Source organism: Nakamurella sp. (assembly GCF_048594475.1).
GTDB lineage: Bacteria > Actinomycetota > Actinomycetes > Mycobacteriales > Nakamurellaceae > Nakamurella.
Genome location: NZ_JBMDXT010000376.1, coordinates 1 through 19135 on the forward strand (window position 1 = coordinate 1; position 19135 = coordinate 19135).

Genomic DNA, 19135 nt, shown 5'->3' on the forward strand with positions numbered 1-19135 from the left:
CCGGTGATCCCAATGCCGCCGGCCGCGCGTTCGCCGCGGCGACCACCTCCGGGCCGGCCCGTCCCGGCGCGGCCGGCGGGGCGGCCGGCGGTGGGGCGGCCGGCATCTGGGCGAACGAGACGCTGGCCGCTTCCCTGGCCCGCGCCGGCGACGCGGGCGCCTCGGTCGTGCTGGCCAGCGGCGCGTTCACCGGGACCGTGCAGCTCGGAGACGGCGAGATCGGCGTGCCGTACAGCGAAGTCGTCCTGACCGGTGGGTCGACGTTGGCCGGGCCGGACCTGGCGACCCCGCTGTCCGCCTGGGTCTACGGCGATCTGGCCGGGGGCGGCACGGCGGCCACCACCGGCGAGACGTCGTCGCTGTGGGCCGCCGGTGGCCGGCTGATCGCGGTGGTCGACCCGGCGACGGGCTGGCCGGGCCTGCCCGGGCCGATCATCCGGGTGGCCCCGGTCGTCGGGGACGACGTCGTCCTGGGGTGGGTGGGCTGCTGGTCGACCCAAGGCGTGCCGGCGCGCGACTTCACCGGCACCGTCCAACTTTTCGACGATCAGGGGCGGCACCCGACCGGGATGCAGCTCTCGGCCGTGCGCCTGGACGACTTCCGGGCGGCCCTGCCGGCGGCGTGATCCGGGCGGTTCAGGCGGCGGTCGGGTCGGCGACCAGCCGGCCCAGCAGCGCACCCAACTCCTCGGGAGTCGCGGCCGTCCAGCGCGCGGTCGCCCGTTCCGCCGGGGTGCCGTACCCCCAGCCGACCAGGATCGTGGGGATGCCGAAGCGGGCGGCGCCGAGGACGTCGTGGCTGCGATCGCCGACCAGCACCACCCCGGGGGTTCCCCCGGACTCCGGCGGGTGGGGACGGCGGCCCAGCGCGGTCAGCGTGTGGGCGATGACGTCGCCCTTCTCGATGCGGGTGTCGTCGTCGCTGGCCCCGCCGATGAACGTGAACGGGCCGTCGAGGTCGAAGTGCCGCAGGATGCGCCGGGCCATCCGCTCGTTCTTCGAGGTGGCCACGCCCAGCGTGACGCCCGGCCGGGCCAGGTCGCGCAGGAGGTCGGGCAGGCCCGGGAAGACCGCATTCTGCGCCCACCCCTGGGCGTCGTACCGCTCACGGTAGGCGGCCCGGGCCCGCCGCACGTCCGCCTCGCTCAGGCCCAGCCGGCGCAGCGTGTGCACGATCGGCGGGCCGACCACCCCGCGCAGGGTGGCGTCGTCGGGCGGCGGCGCGCCGACCGCCGCCAGCGCGTGCCGGAAGCAGTCGACGATGCCGGGGGCCGAGTCGGTGATCGTGCCGTCCAGGTCGAACAGAATCGTGTCCATCGCGGGACCACGGTAGCCGCCCACCGCCGCTGATCCGTCCCCGAGTGTGCAGAAGGTGCCCCTATCCCAGCGTCGAAGGGGCACCTTCTGCACACTCGCGTCCGGGGGCCGGGGGACGTTACGCTGGACCCGGCGGGCCTCACGCCCAACCCCAGACCGGTCCTCCACGCGGGCCGGCGACGCGGGGCAAAGGGGACTTCGGGAGCCTCGAGGCGCTGCTCGGCCACCATGTCCGGATGATCTTGGCTGCAGCGGCCGCGGGCGCGTGGATCCGGCGGCCACGGGATGCAGCCGGGAGGGTCCGACCATGACCGTCGCCAAGCACCTCAAGCTGCGCATCCGCCAGCGGATGGCCCGCACCGGGGAGCGGTACTCCGTCGCCCGCGCCCACGTGGTGGGCACCCCCGACCCCGGGCCGGTCGTCGACGCCGGCTGGACGCTGCGCGGGGGCACCGATCCCGACGCCGCGGCCCTGGCCGGCGTGCTCGCCCACCAGGGTGTCACCGGGCCGGCCGGCCCGCTTGACGAGGCGCTGCTGCTGGTCATCGGCGGGCTCGGCGCGGGTTACATCCTGTGGGAGTTCGACCGGGACGGCAGCCGCATCGTCGTCCTGGGCTTCGGCCATTCCTGGCAGTACTTCGACCGCCGGCTCGTCGCCACCGTGGACCGGCTCGGCCTGGACGCGACATGGACGCGGACCGGCGGGACGGTCCGCGCGGCGACGGCGCTGGCATCCACGCTGGCCGCGGGCACGCCGGCGATCGTCTGGCCGGACCGCTACCGGCTCGGCGTCCGGCACCTGCCGGACGTCCTGGACGGCCACGGCGGACACCCGGTCGTCGCCTACGCGGTCACCGGTGACCGGGTCCACGTCGACGACCGCACCCTGGCCCCGCTGACCGTCCCGGTGGCCGATCTCGACCGGGCCCGGGCCCGGGTCGGCAGCTACAAGAACGCGATGCTGGTCGTCCGGGCGCGGGACACCACCGTGCCGGACGACCGGCTGCGCGCGGCCGTGCGGGCCGGGCTCACCGCCACCGTCGAGCAGCTGGGCGGCTCCTCGACCTCGTTCGCGCTGCCCGCCTGGCGCAAGTGGTCGACGCTGCTGGTCGACCGGCGGGCGGCAAAGGGGTGGCCGACCGTGTTCGCCGACCGGCGGGGGCTGCTGGGTGCCCTGGCCGGCGTGTGGGAGGCGATCGAGCCGGCCGGAATGGCCGGCGGCCACCTGCGCGGGGTATTCGCCGACGGGCTGGAGCAGGCCGCCGCCCTGCTCGACGAACCGGCCATCGAGGCGCAGGCCCGCCGCTGGCGCGAGAGTGCCGATCGCTGGCACGACCTGGCCGAGACCGCCCTGCCCGCCGACGTTCCCGCCATCGCCCGGATCCGGGAGCTGACCGCCGCGATCACCGCCGCGGTGGCCGAGGGCGATGCGGCGGCCGCCGACCGCACCGCCGCCGCCGGCGAGCTCTGGGCGCTGCGAGCCGCGCACGCCGACACTCCCCCGCTGACGCCCGACGAGGTGGACGGCATTCTCCACGCCATGAGCACCCGGTTGGCGGGCATCGTCGACGCCGAGTCGGCCGCGGTGCGCGATCTGGGCCGGGTGCTCACGCGGTCGGAGTGAGCCCGGGCACGGGTGCGCGGCCGGCGCGGCGCGGGTGACGGTGCGCCCAGCCGCCCGGGCCGAGCCGCGAGATCCACCCGGACCACCTTCGTGAGCGGCTGACGTGGATGTCGGCGCCCGGTGACCGCGAACGCGGCGAAGGCGGGCGGTTGACGGCTCCTGGGCGCTCGGGAATAGTTAGGTATGTGCCTTACTATGACGACGAGCTCGACGCCGTGCTCCGCGCGCTGGCGGATCCGACGCGCCGGGCCGTCGTGGAGCGGCTGGCCCGGTCGCCGGCCGTCGTCTCCGACCTGGCCGCGCCGTTCGCCATGGCCCTGCCCTCGCTGCTGCAGCACCTGCGGGTCCTGGAGAACGCGGGGGTGGTGACGTCGGAGAAGCACGGCCGGGTCCGCACGGTCAGCCTGCGCCCGGGCGCGCTCGACGTCCTGCACCTGTGGCTCGGCGAGCAGCGGACACCCGCCGAACACCAGGCCGACCGGCTCGGCATCCACCTGGCCCGCACCATCGACGAAGGACCCACGACATGACCCGCGTGCGCATCGATCTGAACATCTCGCTGGACGGCTACGCCGCGCCGGACGGGCAATCGGCGGAGAATCCGATGGGCGAGGACTGGGGGCGCCTGGTCGCGGCCTACGTGGCCACCCGCACGTTCCGCCGGCGAGTCCTCGGCGACACCACCGGGGCCGGCACCACCGGGGTCGACGACGCCTACGGGGCGGCCTATTTCGAGGGCGTCGGGGCGGAGATCATGGGCGCCGGGATGTTCGGGCTGCACGCCTTCCCCGACGATCCGGATTGGACGGGGTGGTGGGGTGACGAGCCGCCGTTCCGCGTCCCGGTCTTCGTGCTCACCCACACCGCGCCCCGGCCGCCGCTGCCGATGGCGGGCGGGACCACCTTCCACTTCCGCAACGCCCCCGTCGTGGACGTGCTGGCCGAGGCGACCGCGGCGGCCGGCGGGCTCGACGTCCGGATCGGCGGCGGCGCGGGCACCGCGCGGGCGTTCCTGCAGGCCGGGCTGGTCGACGACCTGCACGTGGCGATCGCCCCCGTCCTGCTCGGCCGGGGCACCCGGCTGTGGGACGGGCTGCGAGGCCTGGACCTGACCCACCAGGTGCGGACCGAGGTCGCCGAGAGCGGTACCACCCACGTCACTTTCACGCGATAGGACGGCGATGACGATCGAGCGGCGGCTGGCCCGGTCCAGTTTCACGCTGACCCGCGACTATCCGGCGCCGGCCGGCCACGTCTGGCGGGCGTTCGCTCAGGAGGACCGCAAGCGGCAGTGGTGGGGCGCCGGCGACGCGATGGAGCCCCGGGAATGGGCCTTCGACTTCCGGGTCGGCGGGCGCGACGTCGCCGAGGGCAGGTTCCACCACGGTCCGGTCTCCCGGTACGAGGCGGTCTACACCGACATCGTCGAACCGGTCCGGATCGTCACCACCTACGACATGTGGATCGACGGGGAGCACATGTCGACGTCGTTGGCCTCGTTGGAGTTCGAGGCGATCGCGGACGGCACCCGGTTCACGCACACCGAGCACGGCGTCTTCTTCGACCGGTTCTGGGCCGACGGGCCGCAGCGCGAGCGCGGCACCCGGGGGCTGCTGGACCAGCTGGGCCGCTACCTGGCCGGCCCGGGGGCCGCGGGGCGCACCGGCAATCCGCGCCGCCACGGCCGGCCGGACCCGGCGGGCTGATCAACCCGGCCGATCGCGGGCGATCTGCCCGGGTGGCGGCCGAGATGATCAGCCCGGCACGCACCGGCGCGGGTCAGTTGGCGTTCTTCGGGGCGCGCCAGCCGGCCGCCTGCGCCTCGGCCTCGGTGCAGAACCAGCGCTCGCCGGCCGACTCGTCGATCACCGTGTCGTCGTAGCTCGGGCTCTTTCCCTTGACGTGGTAGATCTTCTCGCCCTTGCTGTTGATGTTGCCCTTGATCGAGCACCCGGCCCCGCCCGCCGGTGGCGGAGCCGCTGCGGCCTGCGGTGGCGCCTGCGCCGCCGCGGACTGCGCGGCCAGGTCGGCCGCCCGTGCCGCATCCGCGGCCGCCTGATCGGCCGCGGCCTGGGCCGCCGCGGACTCCGCCGCCGCCTGGGCCGCGGACTGCTCGGCCGCGACCCGAGCCGCCTCGGCCGCCGACGCGGCCGCGGCCTGGGCCGCCGATTGGGCGGCAGCCTCCTCGGCCGCGGACGCCGCCGCCTCGGCCGACCGGCTCGACTCGACCGACCGGCTCGACTCGGCCGCCGACGACGATGCCGCCGCCGCCGATGCCGCGGACCGGCTGGATTCCGCCGACCGGCTGGACGACGCGGCCGACGAGGCCGCGGCCGCCGCCGCTGACGCCGCGCTCGCGTCGGCCGCCGCCGCGACCGACACCGAGGTACCGCCCTCGGGCGCGGCCACGCCCGTCCCTCCGCCGCAACCCGCGGCCAGCAGCAGCAGTGCCGCCGCGCCGAGCCCCGTCAACGTGCGGAGCGGTCGATCGTGCATGCGTCCCCCTTGACGTCCCACCGGACCGGCGCGCCACCAGGGCCCCCGCACGGGCGCGCACCGCAGCGTCCCATCCGGCCCGGGGTCGCGTCGCCACCCCACGGGGTGACAACCACTTCGCGCAGCGACGACCAGAGCGGTCAGGCTTCGGCCGGGAACCGCACCACCCACCGCGGGCCCTCGGCGACGACGGTGCCGCCACCGCTGCCGGCGACATCGGCCAGCGCGACCGGCACCGGCCCCGGGCGACCCGGCTCGAGGACCAGGACGAGCAGGTCACCGGCCACGGTCAGCTCGACCCCGTCCAGCGGCCCCGCCTCCACGGCCGCGACGACGGCGCCCTCGACGGCGATGGCCACGGCCGGCGCGGGCGGCCGGCGCGTGAGCGCCGGCGTCACGATCACCCGCACGGGGCCGCCCGAATCGCTGAGCCGGGCGGCCAGGGCGGCCTCCAGCCCGATGGACTCCAGCACGTCCGAGTGCACGCCGTGGGACAGGTCGCGCAACGCGGCCAGCGACCGGCCGACCTCGTCGACCAGCTCCGTCCAGGCCGGGCTGCCGGGCGGCGGCGGGTCGGCGGCCAGCGCGTCGAGCCGACCGCCGATGCCGGTCAGCTCCGGGACCAGGGTGGTGCGCAGCGTGCGTTCCAGGCGGGCCAGTTCGTCGTCCCGGACTCGGGCCATCCGCCGCCGGGACTCGCGCAACTGGTCGGCGACCACGGCGAGATCGTCGATCTTGGCCCGCAGGCCGGCCTCCAGGCGCAGGTTGCGGAACACGAGCGCGGCGTGCTCGCTCAGCCCGTTGACCACCTGCCGGTCCCGCCGGCCCAGCGGCCGGTCGGGGGCGGGACGGATGCGGATCACGCCGAAGCGGTGCCGCCCGTCGCTGATCGGTGTGGTCACCGTCGGGCCGCCGGGTCCGGGGTCGTCCCCGGCCGCGCCGGCGGCCATGGGTGCGCCGGCCTCGTCGTGCAGCTCGATGACGACGGCCCGGGCGCCGGTCGAGCGCCGGCAGGCGTCGGCGATCTCGGCCAGCGTCGCGTCCGACCCGGGGCTGTCGGCCAGCCGGCGGCTGAGGTCGGCCAGCGCCTCGTACGGTTCGAGCCGGACGCCGTAGGCGAGCCGGTCGGCGACCCGGACCACGTGCGCCCGCAACGGTTGGAACAGGCACGCGGCGATCGCGCTGGCCAGCAGCACCGGCCAGAACCCGTCGACCACCCCGCCGACGGCGCCGACGACCAGCACGTAGCCGGCCCCGACGACCAGGGTGGCGCCCAGCAGCAGCCAGGCGCGGTTGAGCACCAGCCCGATGTCGTAGAGCCGGTACCGCAGCACGGCCACGGTGATGGCCAGCGGGAACGCCAGCTCGGCCAGGAACAGTGGCAGGTGGGTGGCCTCGCCGCGCGGGATGTCGAGCACGAACTGCGCGGTGACCAGCCACAGGATCGCCAGGGCGAACGGCACCGCGGCGACGATGAACCACTGAATCTGGAGCCGCTCCACCCCGTGGGACCGGCGGCGGCGCAGGAACAGCGAGACCACCCCGGCGACCACGGCCGCGTCGACCAGGACCAGCCCGGCCACGAACAGCACGGTGGACGCGGGCCCGGGCTGCGGATCGACCTGGGCGTAGGTGGCCGCCTCCAGCAGCGGCGGCGTCGACCAGCACAGGCAGCCGACGACCGCGGCGGCCACCGCGACCCACCAGCCCCGGCCCAGCAGCCGGCCGCGCGGGGCGAGCAGCAGGATCAGCGCATTGGCGGCGAACGGGATCTGGGCGCCCAGGAACGAGGCGAGCCAGCCGGAGATCAGCGCGGCCGTCGACGATCCCGGGCCGCCGTCGAGCAGGACCCACCCGCAGTAGGCGTCCAACGCCAGCGCCAGCGAGGTGGTCAGGCCGGGGATCAGCAGCAGCCAGCCGATCGGCTGCCGGCGGTCGCGGGTCACGATCAACCCGCCCATCACCGCCGACACCACGCCGGTCAGGGTGATGACCGGCCAGCCGTGGTCGATGAAGCCGAACGAGGTGAACAGCCGGCCGCGCAGGCCCATGCAGACCGTGTCGAAGATCGCGGCCAGCACGGTGAGGCCGATCGCCCAGCGCACGGCGGGCCGGCCGACCGGGCGGGCGGGCGCGGGTTCGCTCGGGGCCGGCGCGGTGGGGGCGCTCATGCCGCGGTCGGGTCCGCGTCGGGCCGCTCGGGGACGCCGGCCGGCCCATCCGGCGATGCGCCGTCCGGGGCCGGCAGGACGACCGGCGCCGGGGCGTCCGGCGGCGGGGCGTCCGGCGGCGGGAGCGCCCGCGCCGAGGCGGCCGGCGGGGAGAGTGGCGGCGGCAGGAGTGCCCGCGCCGAGCTGGCCGGGGCGGCCGCGCCGACCGGGATGGCTGGGACGACCTGGTTGACCGTGCCACCTGGGACATCCGGGACGGCGCGGGCGACCGGGCCGAGGGCGGTCGCCGGCACGCCGGCGGTCAGGACGGTGCCGGCGCCGGGGGCGGCGGCGACGGTCAGGGTGCCGCCGACGTCGTCCAGCCGGGCCCGCGCATTGGCCAGGCCCGTCCCGGCCGGGGCGACCGCCGGGTCGAACCCGCGGCCGTCGTCGCGGACGCGGACCGTCAGCCGGTCGCCGGTGTGTTCGATCCGCACCTCGATCCGGCTCGGGGCCGCATGTTTGGCCGCGTTCTGGATCGCCTCCAGCACGACGAAGTACAGCGCGGTCCGGCCCCGGAGGCCGGCCCGGGTGCCGGCGTCGGGCGGGTCGGCGGTCAAGATGATCGGGATGGGTAGCCGGGCGGCGGCGTCCCGCAGGGCCGCGGTGAGGTCGCCGGCCGCCGGGTCGGCCGGGTCCGGCGCCGGGTCGAGGGCGGCCGGGTAGAGGGACCGGGAGATCCGGCCGAGCTCGGCCCCGGTCCGGCGGGCCAGCCCGGCGGCGTCGGCCAGGGCGGCCCGGGTCCGATCCGGCGACCGGTCGGCGGTGCGGGCGGCCAGCCGGACGGCCAGGCCCAGCGCGATCAGCTGCTGCTGGGCGCCGTCGTGCAGGTCGCGTTCGATCTGCCGCCGCTCGGCCCGTTCGGCGACCAGCTGGGCGGACCGGGCGGCGCGCAGCCGCGCGGCCTGCCGTGCCAGTTCGGCCTCCCGCTGCCGCAGGCTCTCCTGCCGGGCGAGCATCACGAGCACCTCGCCGGCCTGGTCGGCGTAGGTGGCCAGCAGCCGGTTCTCGACCGTCGAGCGCCGCTCGGCATGAGGGTCGAGCAGCACCAGCCGGCCGACCTCGACGCCGGAATGCCGGATCGGGTGCACCTCCACCGGCTCGTCCGGCGCCCGGCCGGCGGACGGGCCGGCAGCCGCCTCGGGGGCCGCGCCGGTCGACGGGCCGGCGGCCGGCCCCGGCGGCCAGGCGGCGGCGAGCTGCCGCTGCCCGTCCACCTGCAGCCAGAGTTCGGCCCGCCGCACCCGCAGGGCCTCGGTCAGCAGCCGCACCATGTGCCCGGGCAGCTGCTCGGCCGGCACCTGCGCGGCCAGGCTGCGGGGCAGCTGGCGGACCAGGTCCAGCGGCGGGTCGGCGACGGCCAGCCGGCGGCGCCACCACCGCCGGCTGCGCCGGTACACCGGTTGCAGCAGGACCGCGACGACGACGGTGGCCAGGACGAGCGACACCCCGGACGGCGGGTGGTCCATGCTCGACCCGGTGCCCAGCAGCACGGCCAGGTAGATGCCGACCACGGCGGCGACCACGACGAGCAGCGTCGCCGCCTGCGCGGCGACGGCCCGGGCGGTCATGCCGGACGGGGTGCGGCCGGCGGGCTCCCCGGTCGGGCCGGCGCGACCTGCAGGTGGGCCAGCACGGCCGCCACCCGCCGGTTCGTCTCCCCCTCGTCGGTCAGGCCCAGCTTGGCGAAGACGCCGCCGATGTGCTTCTCCACCGACCGTTCGCTCAGGTGCAGCGTGCGGGCGATCGCACCGTTGCTGCGGCCCGTCGCCATCTCGGCCAGGACCCGCTGTTCCCGCTCGGTCAGGTCGGCCAGGCGGGCGTCGGTGGTGCGCCGCAGCAACCCCTCGATGACGACCGGGTCCATCGCCGACCCGCCCCGGGCGACGGTGCGCAGGGCGTGCACCAGCTCGTCGGTGTCGTAGACGCGGTCCTTGAGCAGGTAGCCGAGGCCGGCCGCGCCGTCGGCCAGCAGCCGTTCGCACCACTGGGTCTCGAGGAAGGAGGACAGGACGACCACGCCGACCGTCGGGTGCTCGGCGCGGATCCGGCGGGCCGCGTCGATGCCCTCGGTGGTGAACGTCGGCGGCATGCGCACGTCGGTCAGCACGGCGTCGGGACGGTGGCGGCCGACGGCGGCGAGCAGGTCGGCGGCGTCCCCCACGCCCTCGACGACGGTGACCCCCGCGTCGGTGAGCAGCGCGGTCACGCCCTCGCGGACGAGGAAGCTGTCGTCGGCCAGCACCACCCGCAGCGCCACGCCCGCAATGTACCGGACCGCCGACCACGTGCGGTTTCCCCGCGCGCGCAGCCGCCGGCGACGGTGCGGCCGGCCGCACCGGAACGGCGGCCAGCACGCTGGCGCGCGACCGGGGGCGGCCCGCACCGTGGGCTCATGTCTCGCCGACTCGCCATCGGAGCGTGCCTGCTCACGCTTGCCACCGTCACGGCCTGCACGTCGTCGTCCGGTTCGTCCACCACGTCCGGTTCATCCTCCGCCGCGAGCTCACCCGCCGCATCCTCGGCGGCCGGCTCGGCGCCGGCCTCCGGTGCCGCGGGCTATGTCGAGGGCGCGGCACTCGATTTCGGCGCCTGCGCGCCGAGCGAGAACCCCGCGGTCGACCTGACCGGCTTCCAGTGCGCGACCGCGACCGTCCCGCTGGACTGGCAGGACCCGAGCGGCACGACGATCTCGCTGGCCGTGGTCAAGCATCCCGCCGGGAATGCGGCCCAGAAGATCGGCACGCTGATGTTCAATCCGGGCGGTCCGGGCGGCACGGGCACCGCGGAGTTCCCGCAGTGGATCGACGCCTTCCCGACCGAGCTGCGGGACCGGTTCGACATCGTCAGCTGGGATCCGCGCGGCGTCGGGCAGAGCACCGCGGTGCAGTGCTGGGACACCCCCGACGAGATGGGCGAGGCGGTCGGGCCGGTGAGCGGCTACCCGACCGACGACGCCCAGAAGCAGGCCTGGTTCTCGCAGATGGCCGCGATCGGCCAGGCCTGCGGCGCCCGCAACGGCGACCTGCTGGCCCACGTGTCGACGGCCGACACCGCACGCGACCTGGAGGCGCTGCGCATCTCGCTCGGCGACGAGAAGCTGAATTACCTGGGCGTCTCGTACGGCACGTTCCTCGGTGCCACCTACATGAACCTGTTCCCGGACGCCATCCGGTCGATGGTGCTGGACGGCAACGTCGACCCGACCAACTGGACCAACGGCGGGCAGCCCGCCACGACCAGCATCAACCAGCGGATCGGCACCGATCGCGGCATCGCCGACGATCTGGACGCCTTCTTCACCCTGTGCGGGCAGGCGGACACCTCGGCCTGCGCGTTCTCGGCCGGCTCCGCCGAGGCCACCAGGGCCAAGTACGACCAGATGCTGACCCAGCTGGACGCCCAGCCGGTCACCATGCCGTCCGGCCGCACCATCGGCGGTCAGGATCTGGCCACCGACATGGGCAACGCGATGTTCATCGTGCAGCCGGACTTCGGCGCGCAGGGCTGGAGCGGCACCGCGAAGGTGCTCCAATCGGTGTACGAGGCCGTGAACGCGCCGGCCGCGTCAGTCTCGTCGGCCGGGGCGTCGGCGAGTGCCTCGTCGGCGGGGACGTCCTCCTCGGCTGCGCCGGCGACGTCGGGTGGATCGTCGTCGGGTGACTCGTCGTCGGGTGCGGCGACGTCGGGTGGATCGTCGGCCGCGCCGGCCACCCAGACCTATGCCGGACCCGAACAGGCCTGGTCGGTGATGTGCGGGGACGCGGCGGTGCCGCCGCAGTCGGCGTGGCCGGCCATCGGCGACCAGACGCTGGCGACGTACGGTCCCACCTCGGCCGGTCTGGTGTGGGGTGACGCGGTCTGCGTCGACTGGCCGACCCACGCCGCGCAGCCCTACCTGGGTCCGTGGAATGCCGATCCCGGCGTCACGGTGCTGCTGATCGGCAACACCCACGACCCGTCGACCCCGTTCAGCAACACCGAAGGCATGGCCACGCTGCTGCCGCGGACGAGCCTGCTGACGGTCGAGGGCTACGGGCACACCATGCTGCTCAACCCGAGCAGCTGCGGATCGCAGTACGAGGCCGCGTACTTCATCGACGGCACCCTCCCACCGGCGGGGACGGTGTGCCAGCAGGACGCCGCGCCGTTCTCCCGGTGACCGCGCACCTGCGGGCCCGGGCCGGTTCGGCCGCCGTGGCGGTCGCCGCCCTGGTGGCGCTGTCCGCGTGCACCGCCGGCGGCGGGGACTCCCCCGGCTCGTCCCCCGCGCCGTCCACCGTGTCGTCCACCGCCGCATCCACGGCCGGCGCCCAGGGCTCGGCGACCGGATCATCGGCCGCCGCCGGGCCGGGCCCGGACGTCCCGGTGCCCACCCTGACGTGGTCGGCGTGCCCGCCCGCGGCCGACGGTGCTGCCAGCACCGCCGGTTTCGACTGTGCGACGGCGGCCGTGCCGATGGACTACGGCGACCCGACGGCCGGGCAGTTCGACCTGGCCGTGATCAAGCACCCGGCCACCGACCCGGGCACCAAGGTCGGCACCCTGTTCTGGAACCCCGGCGGGCCCAGCGACGCCGGGACGCAGTACCTGCCCGCGTCGATCGGCGGCTTCCCGGAGGCCGTGCGGGCCCGGTTCGACATCGTCAGCTGGGACCCGCGCGGCATGGGCGGCCGCACCACGCCGGTCGTCCAGTGCTTCCCCGACGAGGCGGCCGAGCAGGCGTTCCTGGCCGATCCGGACTTCGCCGTGATCCCGCGCACCGACGCCGAATTCGCCGCGTTCGACGCCAAGCACGCCGCCCTGAACGTGCAGTGCGGCCAGCAGGCCGGCGATCTGCTGGCCCACGTGTCGACCGCGGACAACGCGCGCGACCTGGACCTGCTCCGGCAGGCCGTCGGCGAGGACACCCTGAGCTACTACGGCACCTCGTACGGCACGTTCCTGGGGGCCACCTACCTGAACATGTTCCCGGACCGGATGCGGGCGGCGGTGCTGGACGGCGCCGTCTCGCCGACCGCGTGGGGCGGCAACGACGCATCCGAGGCGTCCCTGAGCACGTTCCTGCGGATCGGCTCCGATCTGGGGGCCAAGGAGACCGTCGACGAGTTCATGCGCCAGTGCGGGGCGGTGGACGTCACCGCCTGCGCGTTCTCGGCCGGCTCGCCCGAGGCGACGCTGGCCAAGTGGACGGCCCTGCTCGATCAGCTCCGGGCGACCCCGGTGACCCTGGAGGGTCAGCCGCTCGACGATCGCGGGATGCTGACCCTGGTGCAGGGATCGATCTACCTGCTGACGCCCCTGGACGGATTCGGCCGGTTCCCCGGCTGGCCGGCGGTGGCCGAGGTGGTGCAGCAGGCGTGGACGGCGGCCCAGCAACCCGCGCCGGCCGGCGGCAGCGCGGCCGGCACTCCGGCCGCGTCAGCGGCGACGTCCCCGACATCATCGGCGACACCGCCCGCGACACCGTCCGGGACTTCACCGGTCTCGTCGGGCGCCGGGAGCGGGTCGACCTACGTCACCAGCCTGGGGCGCCAGCTCTCCGTGGTGTGCGGGGAAAGCCCCAACCCGACGACCGCCGCCGCGTACGACGCCGCCGCCCGGGCCAGCGCCGAGCGCAGCCAGCTCTCCTACTGGCCGTGGGTGGCCTTCTGCCTCGACTGGCCGGCGCAGGCCGCCGACGCCTACCGCGGCCCGTGGAACACCCCGACCCCGGCCCCGGTGCTGGTGGTGGGCAACACGTTCGACCCGGCCACCCCGTACAGCAGCTCCCAGGCCATGGCCGCCGCCCTGGCCGACGGGCACCTGCTCACCGTCGACGGGTTCGGGCACACCGAGCTGCTGAACCCGAGCGCCTGCGCCCAGCAGCACATCGCGGACTACCTGCTGGACGGCACCGTGCCCGCCGACGGCACCCGCTGCGCGCAGGACCGGGCGCCGTTCGCGACGGGGTGAGCGGCGGGCCGGCCTGACGGACGGGCACCGGTGACCCCGCGCCCGGCCCGGGCATACGGTCGGGTCGCTCACCCGTCCGGGTGACGACACGCAGGGAGGTCCGATGAGGGTTCGCAGATGGTGCGCGGCGACGGTGGTCGCCGTTCTCCTGTCCATCGGCCTGGCGGCGCCGGCCGCCGCGATCACGGGCGGCGAGCCCGACGGGAATCGGCACCCCAACGTCGGGCTGATCGTCTTCTACGACGCCGACGGCCGGTTCCGCTGTTCGGCCACCCTGGTGACACCGACGGTGCTGATCACGGCCGCCCACTGCACCAGCGGCACGCTCGGCCGGACGCTCGTCACGTTCACCTCCGTGATCGCCGACCAGCCGCCCAGCGGCCTGCCGGTCGCCGCGGACCCGAGCGTCGGCTACACCCTCGAGGAGCTCGCCGCCGCCGGCTACCTGTCGGGCACCGCGCTGACCCATCCCCAGTACTCCGACTTCACCGATCCGCGGAACTGGAACGACGTCGGCGTCATCGTGCTGGACCGGCCCGTGAACGGCGTGACGCCGGCCCCGATCGCGCCCCTCAACCAACTCGACCGGTACGCCCAGCCCGTCCTCAACCGCACGAACTTCGAGGTGGTCGGGTACGGGACGGAGGTCCGCAAGCCCGAATCCGGCCCGCAGAAGCCCGAACCCATGAGCTACCCCCTGCTGCGCCGGTACACGACATCGCCCGGCCAGAAGCTCACCTCGCAGATCCTGCAGCTCAACGGAAACCCCAACGACGTGCGCGGCGGCGGTGGCACCTGCTTCGGCGACTCCGGCGGTCCCGTCCTCCTGGGCGGCGCCATCGTGGCCGTCACCAGCTACGGCTACACCGACAACTGCCGCTACCTCGGCGGGTACCAGCGGGTGGACATCACGGTGGTCCAGGACTGGCTCACCTCGGTCGGCGCCCTGAGCTGACCGCAGTGCCGCACCGGTCCGGGGTCCGGACCGGTGCGGCCGGCCGCGCGCCGGCCGTCGTCGGCCGGGCCACTCAGCGGAACGCGGAGCTCGTGATCAGCACGGCACGGGCCAGCACACGGTATGGCCGGTATCGCTGTCGAAAGCACACTTGCGGCACGTGACGATGCCCAGCACCTCGTCGTCGACCCCACCGCCCGGGAACTTCATCTGCATGTCGAAGATGTCCAGCCCGTCGGCGGCGTTCATCGCCTCGACGGCCACGATCTTGTTGCCGGCCCACCGCAGGACGGCGTTGGAATGGCCGACGGGAACGACGACGTCGCCATCACCGCTGGCCGGCCGCGGCGCCTCGTCGACCAGTTCGATCGTCCTGATCTTGTTCTTGGCCATCGTGCGAACCCCCTTTGTCGCTCTCCACACCTTTGTGGAGAATGGAAAAAGAGTAGGATTCTTGCCCGGTCGCCGGCCACCGATTTAATGCTCATTCAGCTTTTCCGATCACCGATTCGTGGCGGCGGGATTGTCATCGCGTAGCGGGTTCGGCGGCCCATCGACACGGACGGCCGAATGGGTTGGCCTGCCGCTGTGGCTCACGGCGTTGCCGATGGTGCGCGAATCGGGGTCGAATCACCGTCGATGAAACCGCCACGCCGACACCCGCCGCCAAAATGGTGGCGACCTCGTCGTTCGTCAGAATGACCGAGCCGTCGTGTCCGCTGATCCCGGCGCGTGTCCTGTCCAGTCGGCCACCAGCAGGATCGACGATTCCTTCAACCCTGACGCCGCTGAACGGGGCGGCGTCGGCCCGGACCCGGGTGATCGCACTGCCGACGGGTTCGGAGTCGCTCAGGTCAGCTATGGCCACGCGCTGCGCCACTGGTCGGCCACCTCCCGCGGCGGCGGTGCCCTCGGTCGGGGGTCCCGGGTAGCGGCAGCAGGCCTGTCGGTCGCGCATTGACACGACACTCGCTCCGCTCGTCGCGTGCGGAAGTTTCGGACGCGGCGAGGACTTGATCCTGGTACGAATGCCGCGCGCCGTCCTGCCGATGGCGCCCGAACGCCGGAGGCCGCTGTGGACGAGAACACATCCGTCGCGCTGCATCGCAGCCAGGTGATCGACCTGACCACGACCGGGCGACGAACCGGCCGACCCCGGAGAATCGAGATCTTCCTGCACGACAAGGACGGTCAGTTGTTCATCACCGGCATCCCCCGGGCCGACCGCACACGCGACTGGATCCACAACATCACCGCCGACCCCCGGGTGGTCGTGCACCTGAAAGACTCTGTGGCCGCGGATATTTCGGCGACGGCCCGGGTGGTCACCGACCCGGCCGAACGTCGCCCGCTGGTGGAGGCCGCCGCCCGGCAGTGGGGTCGCACCGACGTCGACGAGATGGTGCGGCACAGCCCCCTCATCGTCCTGACCGTGGTCACCGAGGGCGCGCACGGACGGGACGGGCAGCACGGCTCGCGGTGACTCGCGGCCCGATCGGGCACCCGCCGTCAAAAGCCACAGCAGGAGGAGCGCCTGCGGGCCGGTGACGGCGGTGCCAAGCATGGGCGGGAGGCGACAAGTGCCGAGGGATGCACGGCACCGCGGGACTTGCGACGATGGGTTCCATGCCCGGCCCGCGCCCGTGTCCCGCCAGCCACTCGGTCGCTGTCTGCAGCGGGCCGTCAGGCACCCCAGGCGGTCTTGGCCGCGCCGGAACGCACGCGACCAACGATGACTGGGCGGGACGGTGACCTCGCAGACCCCGGACACGATCCATCTGGATGGCGAGTCGTGGCTGTTGCTGGCCACTCCGCTCGACCAGTATCTGGCCGAGGCCGGCCTGCGCGAATGGTTCGTGGCGCCGAACACCGCGAACTGGCGTGGGTATGTGGCCGGGTGGCGGGTCGATGAAGGCGGCCGGTTGTTCCTTGATGAGATCACCGCGACGGTCCGTGGTCCGGGTTCGGAGATCCGGACGGTGCGCGGATCCGCGGTGTTGCGGGGAGTCAGCCTGCCGATGCCGGCGACGTTCGTCAGCGGCCGGTTCCGGGCGGCCCGAGGAGATCAGATGAGCCACGTCCACTCCGGCTTCGACAGCAGCTGGGCGGAGGAGATGCTGCTCGACGTCGATCGGGGTCGGCTCCGGACTCGCGTCACGATGGCACCGCCATCGGCCAAGGGAAGGGCCGGGCCCTACCAGTTGCACGAACCGTTGCTGTCCGGGTTGTCCGGTGGTGGGTTCGGCGAGGTCGTCACGGCGACGGACCTGGACGGCCGGCCGGTCGTGGCAAAGCTGCCTCGACCGCGCGCCGGAGCGGGCCACACTGAGAGGTGGCTGGACACCCCGGCCGGGCCGCGGCCCGCTCACCTGCCGGCGCAGGTTTTCCGGGGCGACTCCGGGGTTCTGCGCCCCACCGAGGTGGGACTGGCGCTGACCACGGCCATCCTGCACCGTGAGGCGGACCTGCTGGAACGCGACGGCGGCCGGTTGCTGCCCCGGTCGCTGGGCCTGTGGCCGCACCACCCGTCCGGGTTCGACACCCTCGTCATGGAACGACTGATCGGTGAGTCGCCCAGCCGCGCCGTGGACGTGCTGGCCGTGCTGGAAGCTTTGGCCGACGCGGTGGACCGGGGAACGTTCGACGCCCACGGGGACGTCAAGCCCGAGCATGTGTTCATCGCGGACGGCATCGTCCGGATGTGCGATCCGGCACCGCGCTTCGACGATCCGGAGTATCGAGGCCTGACCCCGGCGTACAACCCACGGGCATGGACCGGGGCGGCCGCCGACGTCGCGGCCTGTGCGGTCATGCTCCGCTACCTGCCGACTGCTGCCGGTGACGGACACCCCGGTTGGCGCTGGTGCGCAGCGGTTCTCGACGAACCGACCCCGCCCGCATGGAGCACCTCGCACCGCGCCGCCCTCACCGAACTGCGCCGCGACCTGACCGGCCCACCGGCGTTCCCGCCACCCGGATGGTCGGTTCCTGCGATGCCCACGATGCTGGCCTCGTCGAGCGACCCACAAGCCCGGGCGGTGACCATCCCACTCCGAGCGGGTGTCGGTGGTCGCCCGCCCGGAGCGGTCCAAACCCCGTGGCCGGCGCCGCCGATCACCGGGCCGCTCCTTGGGATGGGCCACGCCTGGGGGGTACTGGCGCTGGTGTTCCGGGCATCGGTGATCGAGCCGGTCGACCTGGCGGACGGAGGTCCGGGCGCGGTCTTCGTGCCGGCCTCCGAGCACGCGGCGAACGCGTTGGATGCGATCATCACCGCCGTGTCGACGACCGTGGCCGGGTCCGCGCGCCGGTTCGGTGTGTCCCTGTGCCCGCCTCCCGCCGCACCGTTGAAGGTTCGCCGGGTGACACACCACGGCAGGTCCGGGTTCGTCGCCCACCCCTCGATGTCGCCGCCGGTTGGGGCGGCAGGCGCCGATGACGACACCGCCCCGTCCTTCGTGGCATCCGCCCGGGCGGCGTTGGCCGGCATGCGGATGGCCGAGACGTGCCGCCTGCTGGAGTCGGCGGTGCAACGGCTTGAGCTGACCCCGGACCCACAGGCGGCCAGCGGCGTCGTTGCCGTCGCGCAGGAGATGGAGAGGACCCTGACCATCCTGCGCGGGCACGTGGGTGACGCGCTTCCGGGCCGTCAGAGGCAATAAATCCACCTCAGCAGCTCAGGAAGAGAAGGGACGACCTCGATGTGGTGGCGACGCCCGTCCGACGGCTCACCGGAGGATGGCCGGCCGCCCTACGGCTCGGCGGAACCGCCGCCCGCGAGGTCGCGGCCGGCGGCCTTCACCCGACCGGCCGGGCCGGTCACCGCCCAGCAGGCGATGGTTTGGGACATCATCGAGGGGTGGGAGCCCGAGTACGAGGACCCCGTCGGAGTGCTGCACCACCTCAAGCGCCTCGCCCGCAGGCGGGGCGGACCGGATGACGTGCCGCTGACCGACCTGGGCCTCGGCCGGCAGGACGGCGCGATCGTCCGGTTCTTCGCCGGGGTCTCGCCGGTCGCGGCCCGGCGGAGAACCTCGGCCGCAGGCTTCCTGCTTCTCGTCGCTCTGGATGCCGAGCCGCCGAGCGTGATGCCGGAGATCATCGTCGTTACCCCCGACCTTCAGCCGCGTATCACCACCGCCGAGGCGGAGTCCTCCCCTCCCGCCTCGGACCAGGCGTGCACCGTCGTCGAGTACGCGCGGCGGGGCCCCGCCTCGGGTGAGCGGGTCGTCCATCGGCTGACGCAGACCGCTGCCGACCTCGATTCAGTGTTGCGAGCAGCGCTCGCCGCCGGGTGACGTGGCACAGCGACCTACTCCGACACCTGACCCGGAAAGTGGATTCTTGCTACCTCGGGTCTGCCCTCGGCGAGATTGGTGGTCAAGGTCGAACCCAATGACCTCTTCGGTGTGAACGCTGTTTGAGACCGAACTCCACTGGGCTGTCAACGCAAACGCCAAGGTCAGGAGCCTGACTGGCTTCGGTGCGGAACAGCAGGCGTCGAAGATCGCGATGCCCTTCTGATGCCCCTCCACGAACGATCAGAGGCGACGGCACCAGCAGAGTAGGAGCCGCCCA

General features: G+C 74.2%; 17 protein-coding genes and 1 pseudogene. 11 read left to right on the forward strand and 7 right to left on the reverse strand.

Annotated elements, in window-relative coordinates; genetic code table 11:
- A pseudogene (locus tag ACOJUF_RS16815) lies at window positions 1–626 on the forward strand (hypothetical protein); the annotation flags it as partial.
- A 10-nt stretch (window positions 627–636) separates the two neighbouring features.
- Here the strand turns inward: ACOJUF_RS16815 and ACOJUF_RS16820 are convergent.
- Window positions 637–1317: an HAD hydrolase-like protein gene (locus ACOJUF_RS16820; protein WP_420122974.1), complete on the reverse strand. Its 681-nt coding sequence runs from the start codon at window positions 1315–1317 to the stop codon at window positions 637–639.
- Window positions 1318–1624: 307 nt separating this feature from the next.
- On the opposite strand from ACOJUF_RS16820, the gene ACOJUF_RS16825 reads away from it, so the two are divergent.
- The 4 genes from ACOJUF_RS16825 to ACOJUF_RS16840 all read left to right on the forward strand — a co-directional run bounded on the left by ACOJUF_RS16825 (window position 1625) and on the right by ACOJUF_RS16840 (window position 4647).
- Entirely contained in the window at window positions 1625–2941 is a 1317-nt protein-coding gene (locus ACOJUF_RS16825) for a DUF4872 domain-containing protein (RefSeq protein WP_420122975.1), read from the forward strand.
- 185 nt (window positions 2942–3126) lie between these two features.
- On the forward strand, window positions 3127–3471 hold the full coding sequence (locus ACOJUF_RS16830) for an ArsR/SmtB family transcription factor (protein ID WP_420122976.1): 345 nt from the start codon (window positions 3127–3129) through the stop codon (window positions 3469–3471).
- The gene (locus ACOJUF_RS16835; protein ID WP_420122977.1) at window positions 3468–4115 is read left to right on the forward strand and encodes a dihydrofolate reductase family protein; all 648 of its coding nucleotides are present in this window, start codon (window positions 3468–3470) and stop codon (window positions 4113–4115) included. The genes ACOJUF_RS16830 and ACOJUF_RS16835 overlap by 4 nt, the downstream gene beginning before the upstream one ends.
- Before the next feature lie 7 nt (window positions 4116–4122).
- Entirely contained in the window at window positions 4123–4647 is a 525-nt protein-coding gene (locus ACOJUF_RS16840) for an SRPBCC domain-containing protein (protein ID WP_420122978.1), read from the forward strand.
- A gap of 73 nt (window positions 4648–4720) precedes the next feature.
- On the opposite strand, the gene ACOJUF_RS16845 is transcribed toward ACOJUF_RS16840, so the two are convergent.
- The 4 genes from ACOJUF_RS16845 to ACOJUF_RS16860 form a co-directional block, all read right to left on the reverse strand.
- Window positions 4721–5437, reverse strand: a complete 717-nt coding sequence (locus tag ACOJUF_RS16845; protein WP_420122979.1) for a hypothetical protein — start codon at window positions 5435–5437, stop codon at window positions 4721–4723.
- A gap of 140 nt (window positions 5438–5577) precedes the next feature.
- Window positions 5578–7608, reverse strand: coding sequence for a hypothetical protein (locus tag ACOJUF_RS16850; protein WP_420122980.1), 2031 nt, complete (start codon window positions 7606–7608; stop codon window positions 5578–5580).
- Complete coding sequence (locus ACOJUF_RS16855) at window positions 7605–9218, reverse strand: sensor histidine kinase (protein ID WP_420122981.1); 1614 nt, start codon at window positions 9216–9218, stop codon at window positions 7605–7607. The genes ACOJUF_RS16850 and ACOJUF_RS16855 overlap by 4 nt, the downstream gene beginning before the upstream one ends.
- On the reverse strand, window positions 9215–9907 hold the full coding sequence (locus ACOJUF_RS16860; protein ID WP_420122982.1) for a response regulator transcription factor: 693 nt from the start codon (window positions 9905–9907) through the stop codon (window positions 9215–9217). Before ACOJUF_RS16860 ends, ACOJUF_RS16855 begins: the two co-directional genes overlap by 4 nt.
- Before the next feature lie 135 nt (window positions 9908–10042).
- On the opposite strand from ACOJUF_RS16860, the gene ACOJUF_RS16865 reads away from it, so the two are divergent.
- The 3 genes from ACOJUF_RS16865 to ACOJUF_RS16875 all read left to right on the forward strand — a co-directional run bounded on the left by ACOJUF_RS16865 (window position 10043) and on the right by ACOJUF_RS16875 (window position 14557).
- Window positions 10043–11809, forward strand: coding sequence for an alpha/beta hydrolase (locus ACOJUF_RS16865; RefSeq protein WP_420122983.1), 1767 nt, complete (start codon window positions 10043–10045; stop codon window positions 11807–11809).
- On the forward strand, window positions 11806–13602 hold the full coding sequence (locus tag ACOJUF_RS16870) for an alpha/beta fold hydrolase (RefSeq protein WP_420122984.1): 1797 nt from the start codon (window positions 11806–11808) through the stop codon (window positions 13600–13602). Before ACOJUF_RS16865 ends, ACOJUF_RS16870 begins: the two co-directional genes overlap by 4 nt.
- 103 nt (window positions 13603–13705) lie before the next feature.
- Complete coding sequence (locus ACOJUF_RS16875) at window positions 13706–14557, forward strand: S1 family peptidase (RefSeq protein ID WP_420122985.1); 852 nt, start codon at window positions 13706–13708, stop codon at window positions 14555–14557.
- 96 nt (window positions 14558–14653) lie between these two features.
- Here ACOJUF_RS16875 and ACOJUF_RS16880 read toward each other — a convergent pair whose 3' ends face one another.
- Together ACOJUF_RS16880 and ACOJUF_RS16885 are read right to left on the reverse strand one after the other, a co-directional pair.
- The gene (locus tag ACOJUF_RS16880; protein ID WP_420122986.1) at window positions 14654–14950 is read right to left on the reverse strand and encodes a hypothetical protein; all 297 of its coding nucleotides are present in this window, start codon (window positions 14948–14950) and stop codon (window positions 14654–14656) included.
- A 133-nt stretch (window positions 14951–15083) separates the two neighbouring features.
- Entirely contained in the window at window positions 15084–15437 is a 354-nt protein-coding gene (locus ACOJUF_RS16885) for a hypothetical protein (protein WP_420122987.1), read from the reverse strand.
- A gap of 195 nt (window positions 15438–15632) precedes the next feature.
- Here ACOJUF_RS16885 and ACOJUF_RS16890 point away from each other — a divergent pair, with 195 nt between their 5' ends.
- From ACOJUF_RS16890 to ACOJUF_RS16900, 3 genes are all read left to right on the forward strand, one after another.
- Window positions 15633–16040 carry a nitroreductase family deazaflavin-dependent oxidoreductase gene (locus ACOJUF_RS16890; protein WP_420122988.1) on the forward strand — a complete coding sequence of 136 codons (408 nt, stop codon included), beginning with the start codon at window positions 15633–15635 and terminating at the stop codon, window positions 16038–16040.
- Between the two features lie 265 nt (window positions 16041–16305).
- Window positions 16306–18219 (forward strand): hypothetical protein, encoded by a 1914-nt coding sequence (locus ACOJUF_RS16895; RefSeq protein ID WP_420122989.1) that lies wholly within the window; start codon window positions 16306–16308, stop codon window positions 18217–18219.
- Window positions 18220–18393: 174 nt separating this feature from the next.
- Entirely contained in the window at window positions 18394–18855 is a 462-nt protein-coding gene (locus ACOJUF_RS16900) for a hypothetical protein (RefSeq protein WP_420122990.1), read from the forward strand.
- Window positions 18856–19135: the final 280 nt, after the last annotated feature.

What these genes read in the sequence shown, in the direction of transcription:
- ACOJUF_RS16855 (WP_420122981.1), bottom strand. Translation starts at nt 9,218, where the DNA reads ATGACCGCCCGGGCCGTCGCCGCGCAGGCGGCGACGCTGCTCGTCGTG.
- ACOJUF_RS16850 (WP_420122980.1), bottom strand. Translation starts at nt 7,608, where the DNA reads ATGAGCGCCCCCACCGCGCCGGCCCCGAGCGAACCCGCGCCCGCCCGC.
- ACOJUF_RS16875 (WP_420122985.1), top strand. Translation starts at nt 13,706, where the DNA reads ATGAGGGTTCGCAGATGGTGCGCGGCGACGGTGGTCGCCGTTCTCCTG.
- ACOJUF_RS16880 (WP_420122986.1), bottom strand. Translation starts at nt 14,950, where the DNA reads ATGGCCAAGAACAAGATCAGGACGATCGAACTGGTCGACGAGGCGCCG.
- ACOJUF_RS16820 (WP_420122974.1), bottom strand. Translation starts at nt 1,317, where the DNA reads ATGGACACGATTCTGTTCGACCTGGACGGCACGATCACCGACTCGGCC.
- ACOJUF_RS16900 (WP_420122990.1), top strand. Translation starts at nt 18,394, where the DNA reads ATGGTTTGGGACATCATCGAGGGGTGGGAGCCCGAGTACGAGGACCCC.
- ACOJUF_RS16865 (WP_420122983.1), top strand. Translation starts at nt 10,043, where the DNA reads ATGTCTCGCCGACTCGCCATCGGAGCGTGCCTGCTCACGCTTGCCACC.
- ACOJUF_RS16835 (WP_420122977.1), top strand. Translation starts at nt 3,468, where the DNA reads ATGACCCGCGTGCGCATCGATCTGAACATCTCGCTGGACGGCTACGCC.
- ACOJUF_RS16825 (WP_420122975.1), top strand. Translation starts at nt 1,625, where the DNA reads ATGACCGTCGCCAAGCACCTCAAGCTGCGCATCCGCCAGCGGATGGCC.
- ACOJUF_RS16845 (WP_420122979.1), bottom strand. Translation starts at nt 5,437, where the DNA reads ATGCACGATCGACCGCTCCGCACGTTGACGGGGCTCGGCGCGGCGGCA.
- ACOJUF_RS16840 (WP_420122978.1), top strand. Translation starts at nt 4,123, where the DNA reads ATGACGATCGAGCGGCGGCTGGCCCGGTCCAGTTTCACGCTGACCCGC.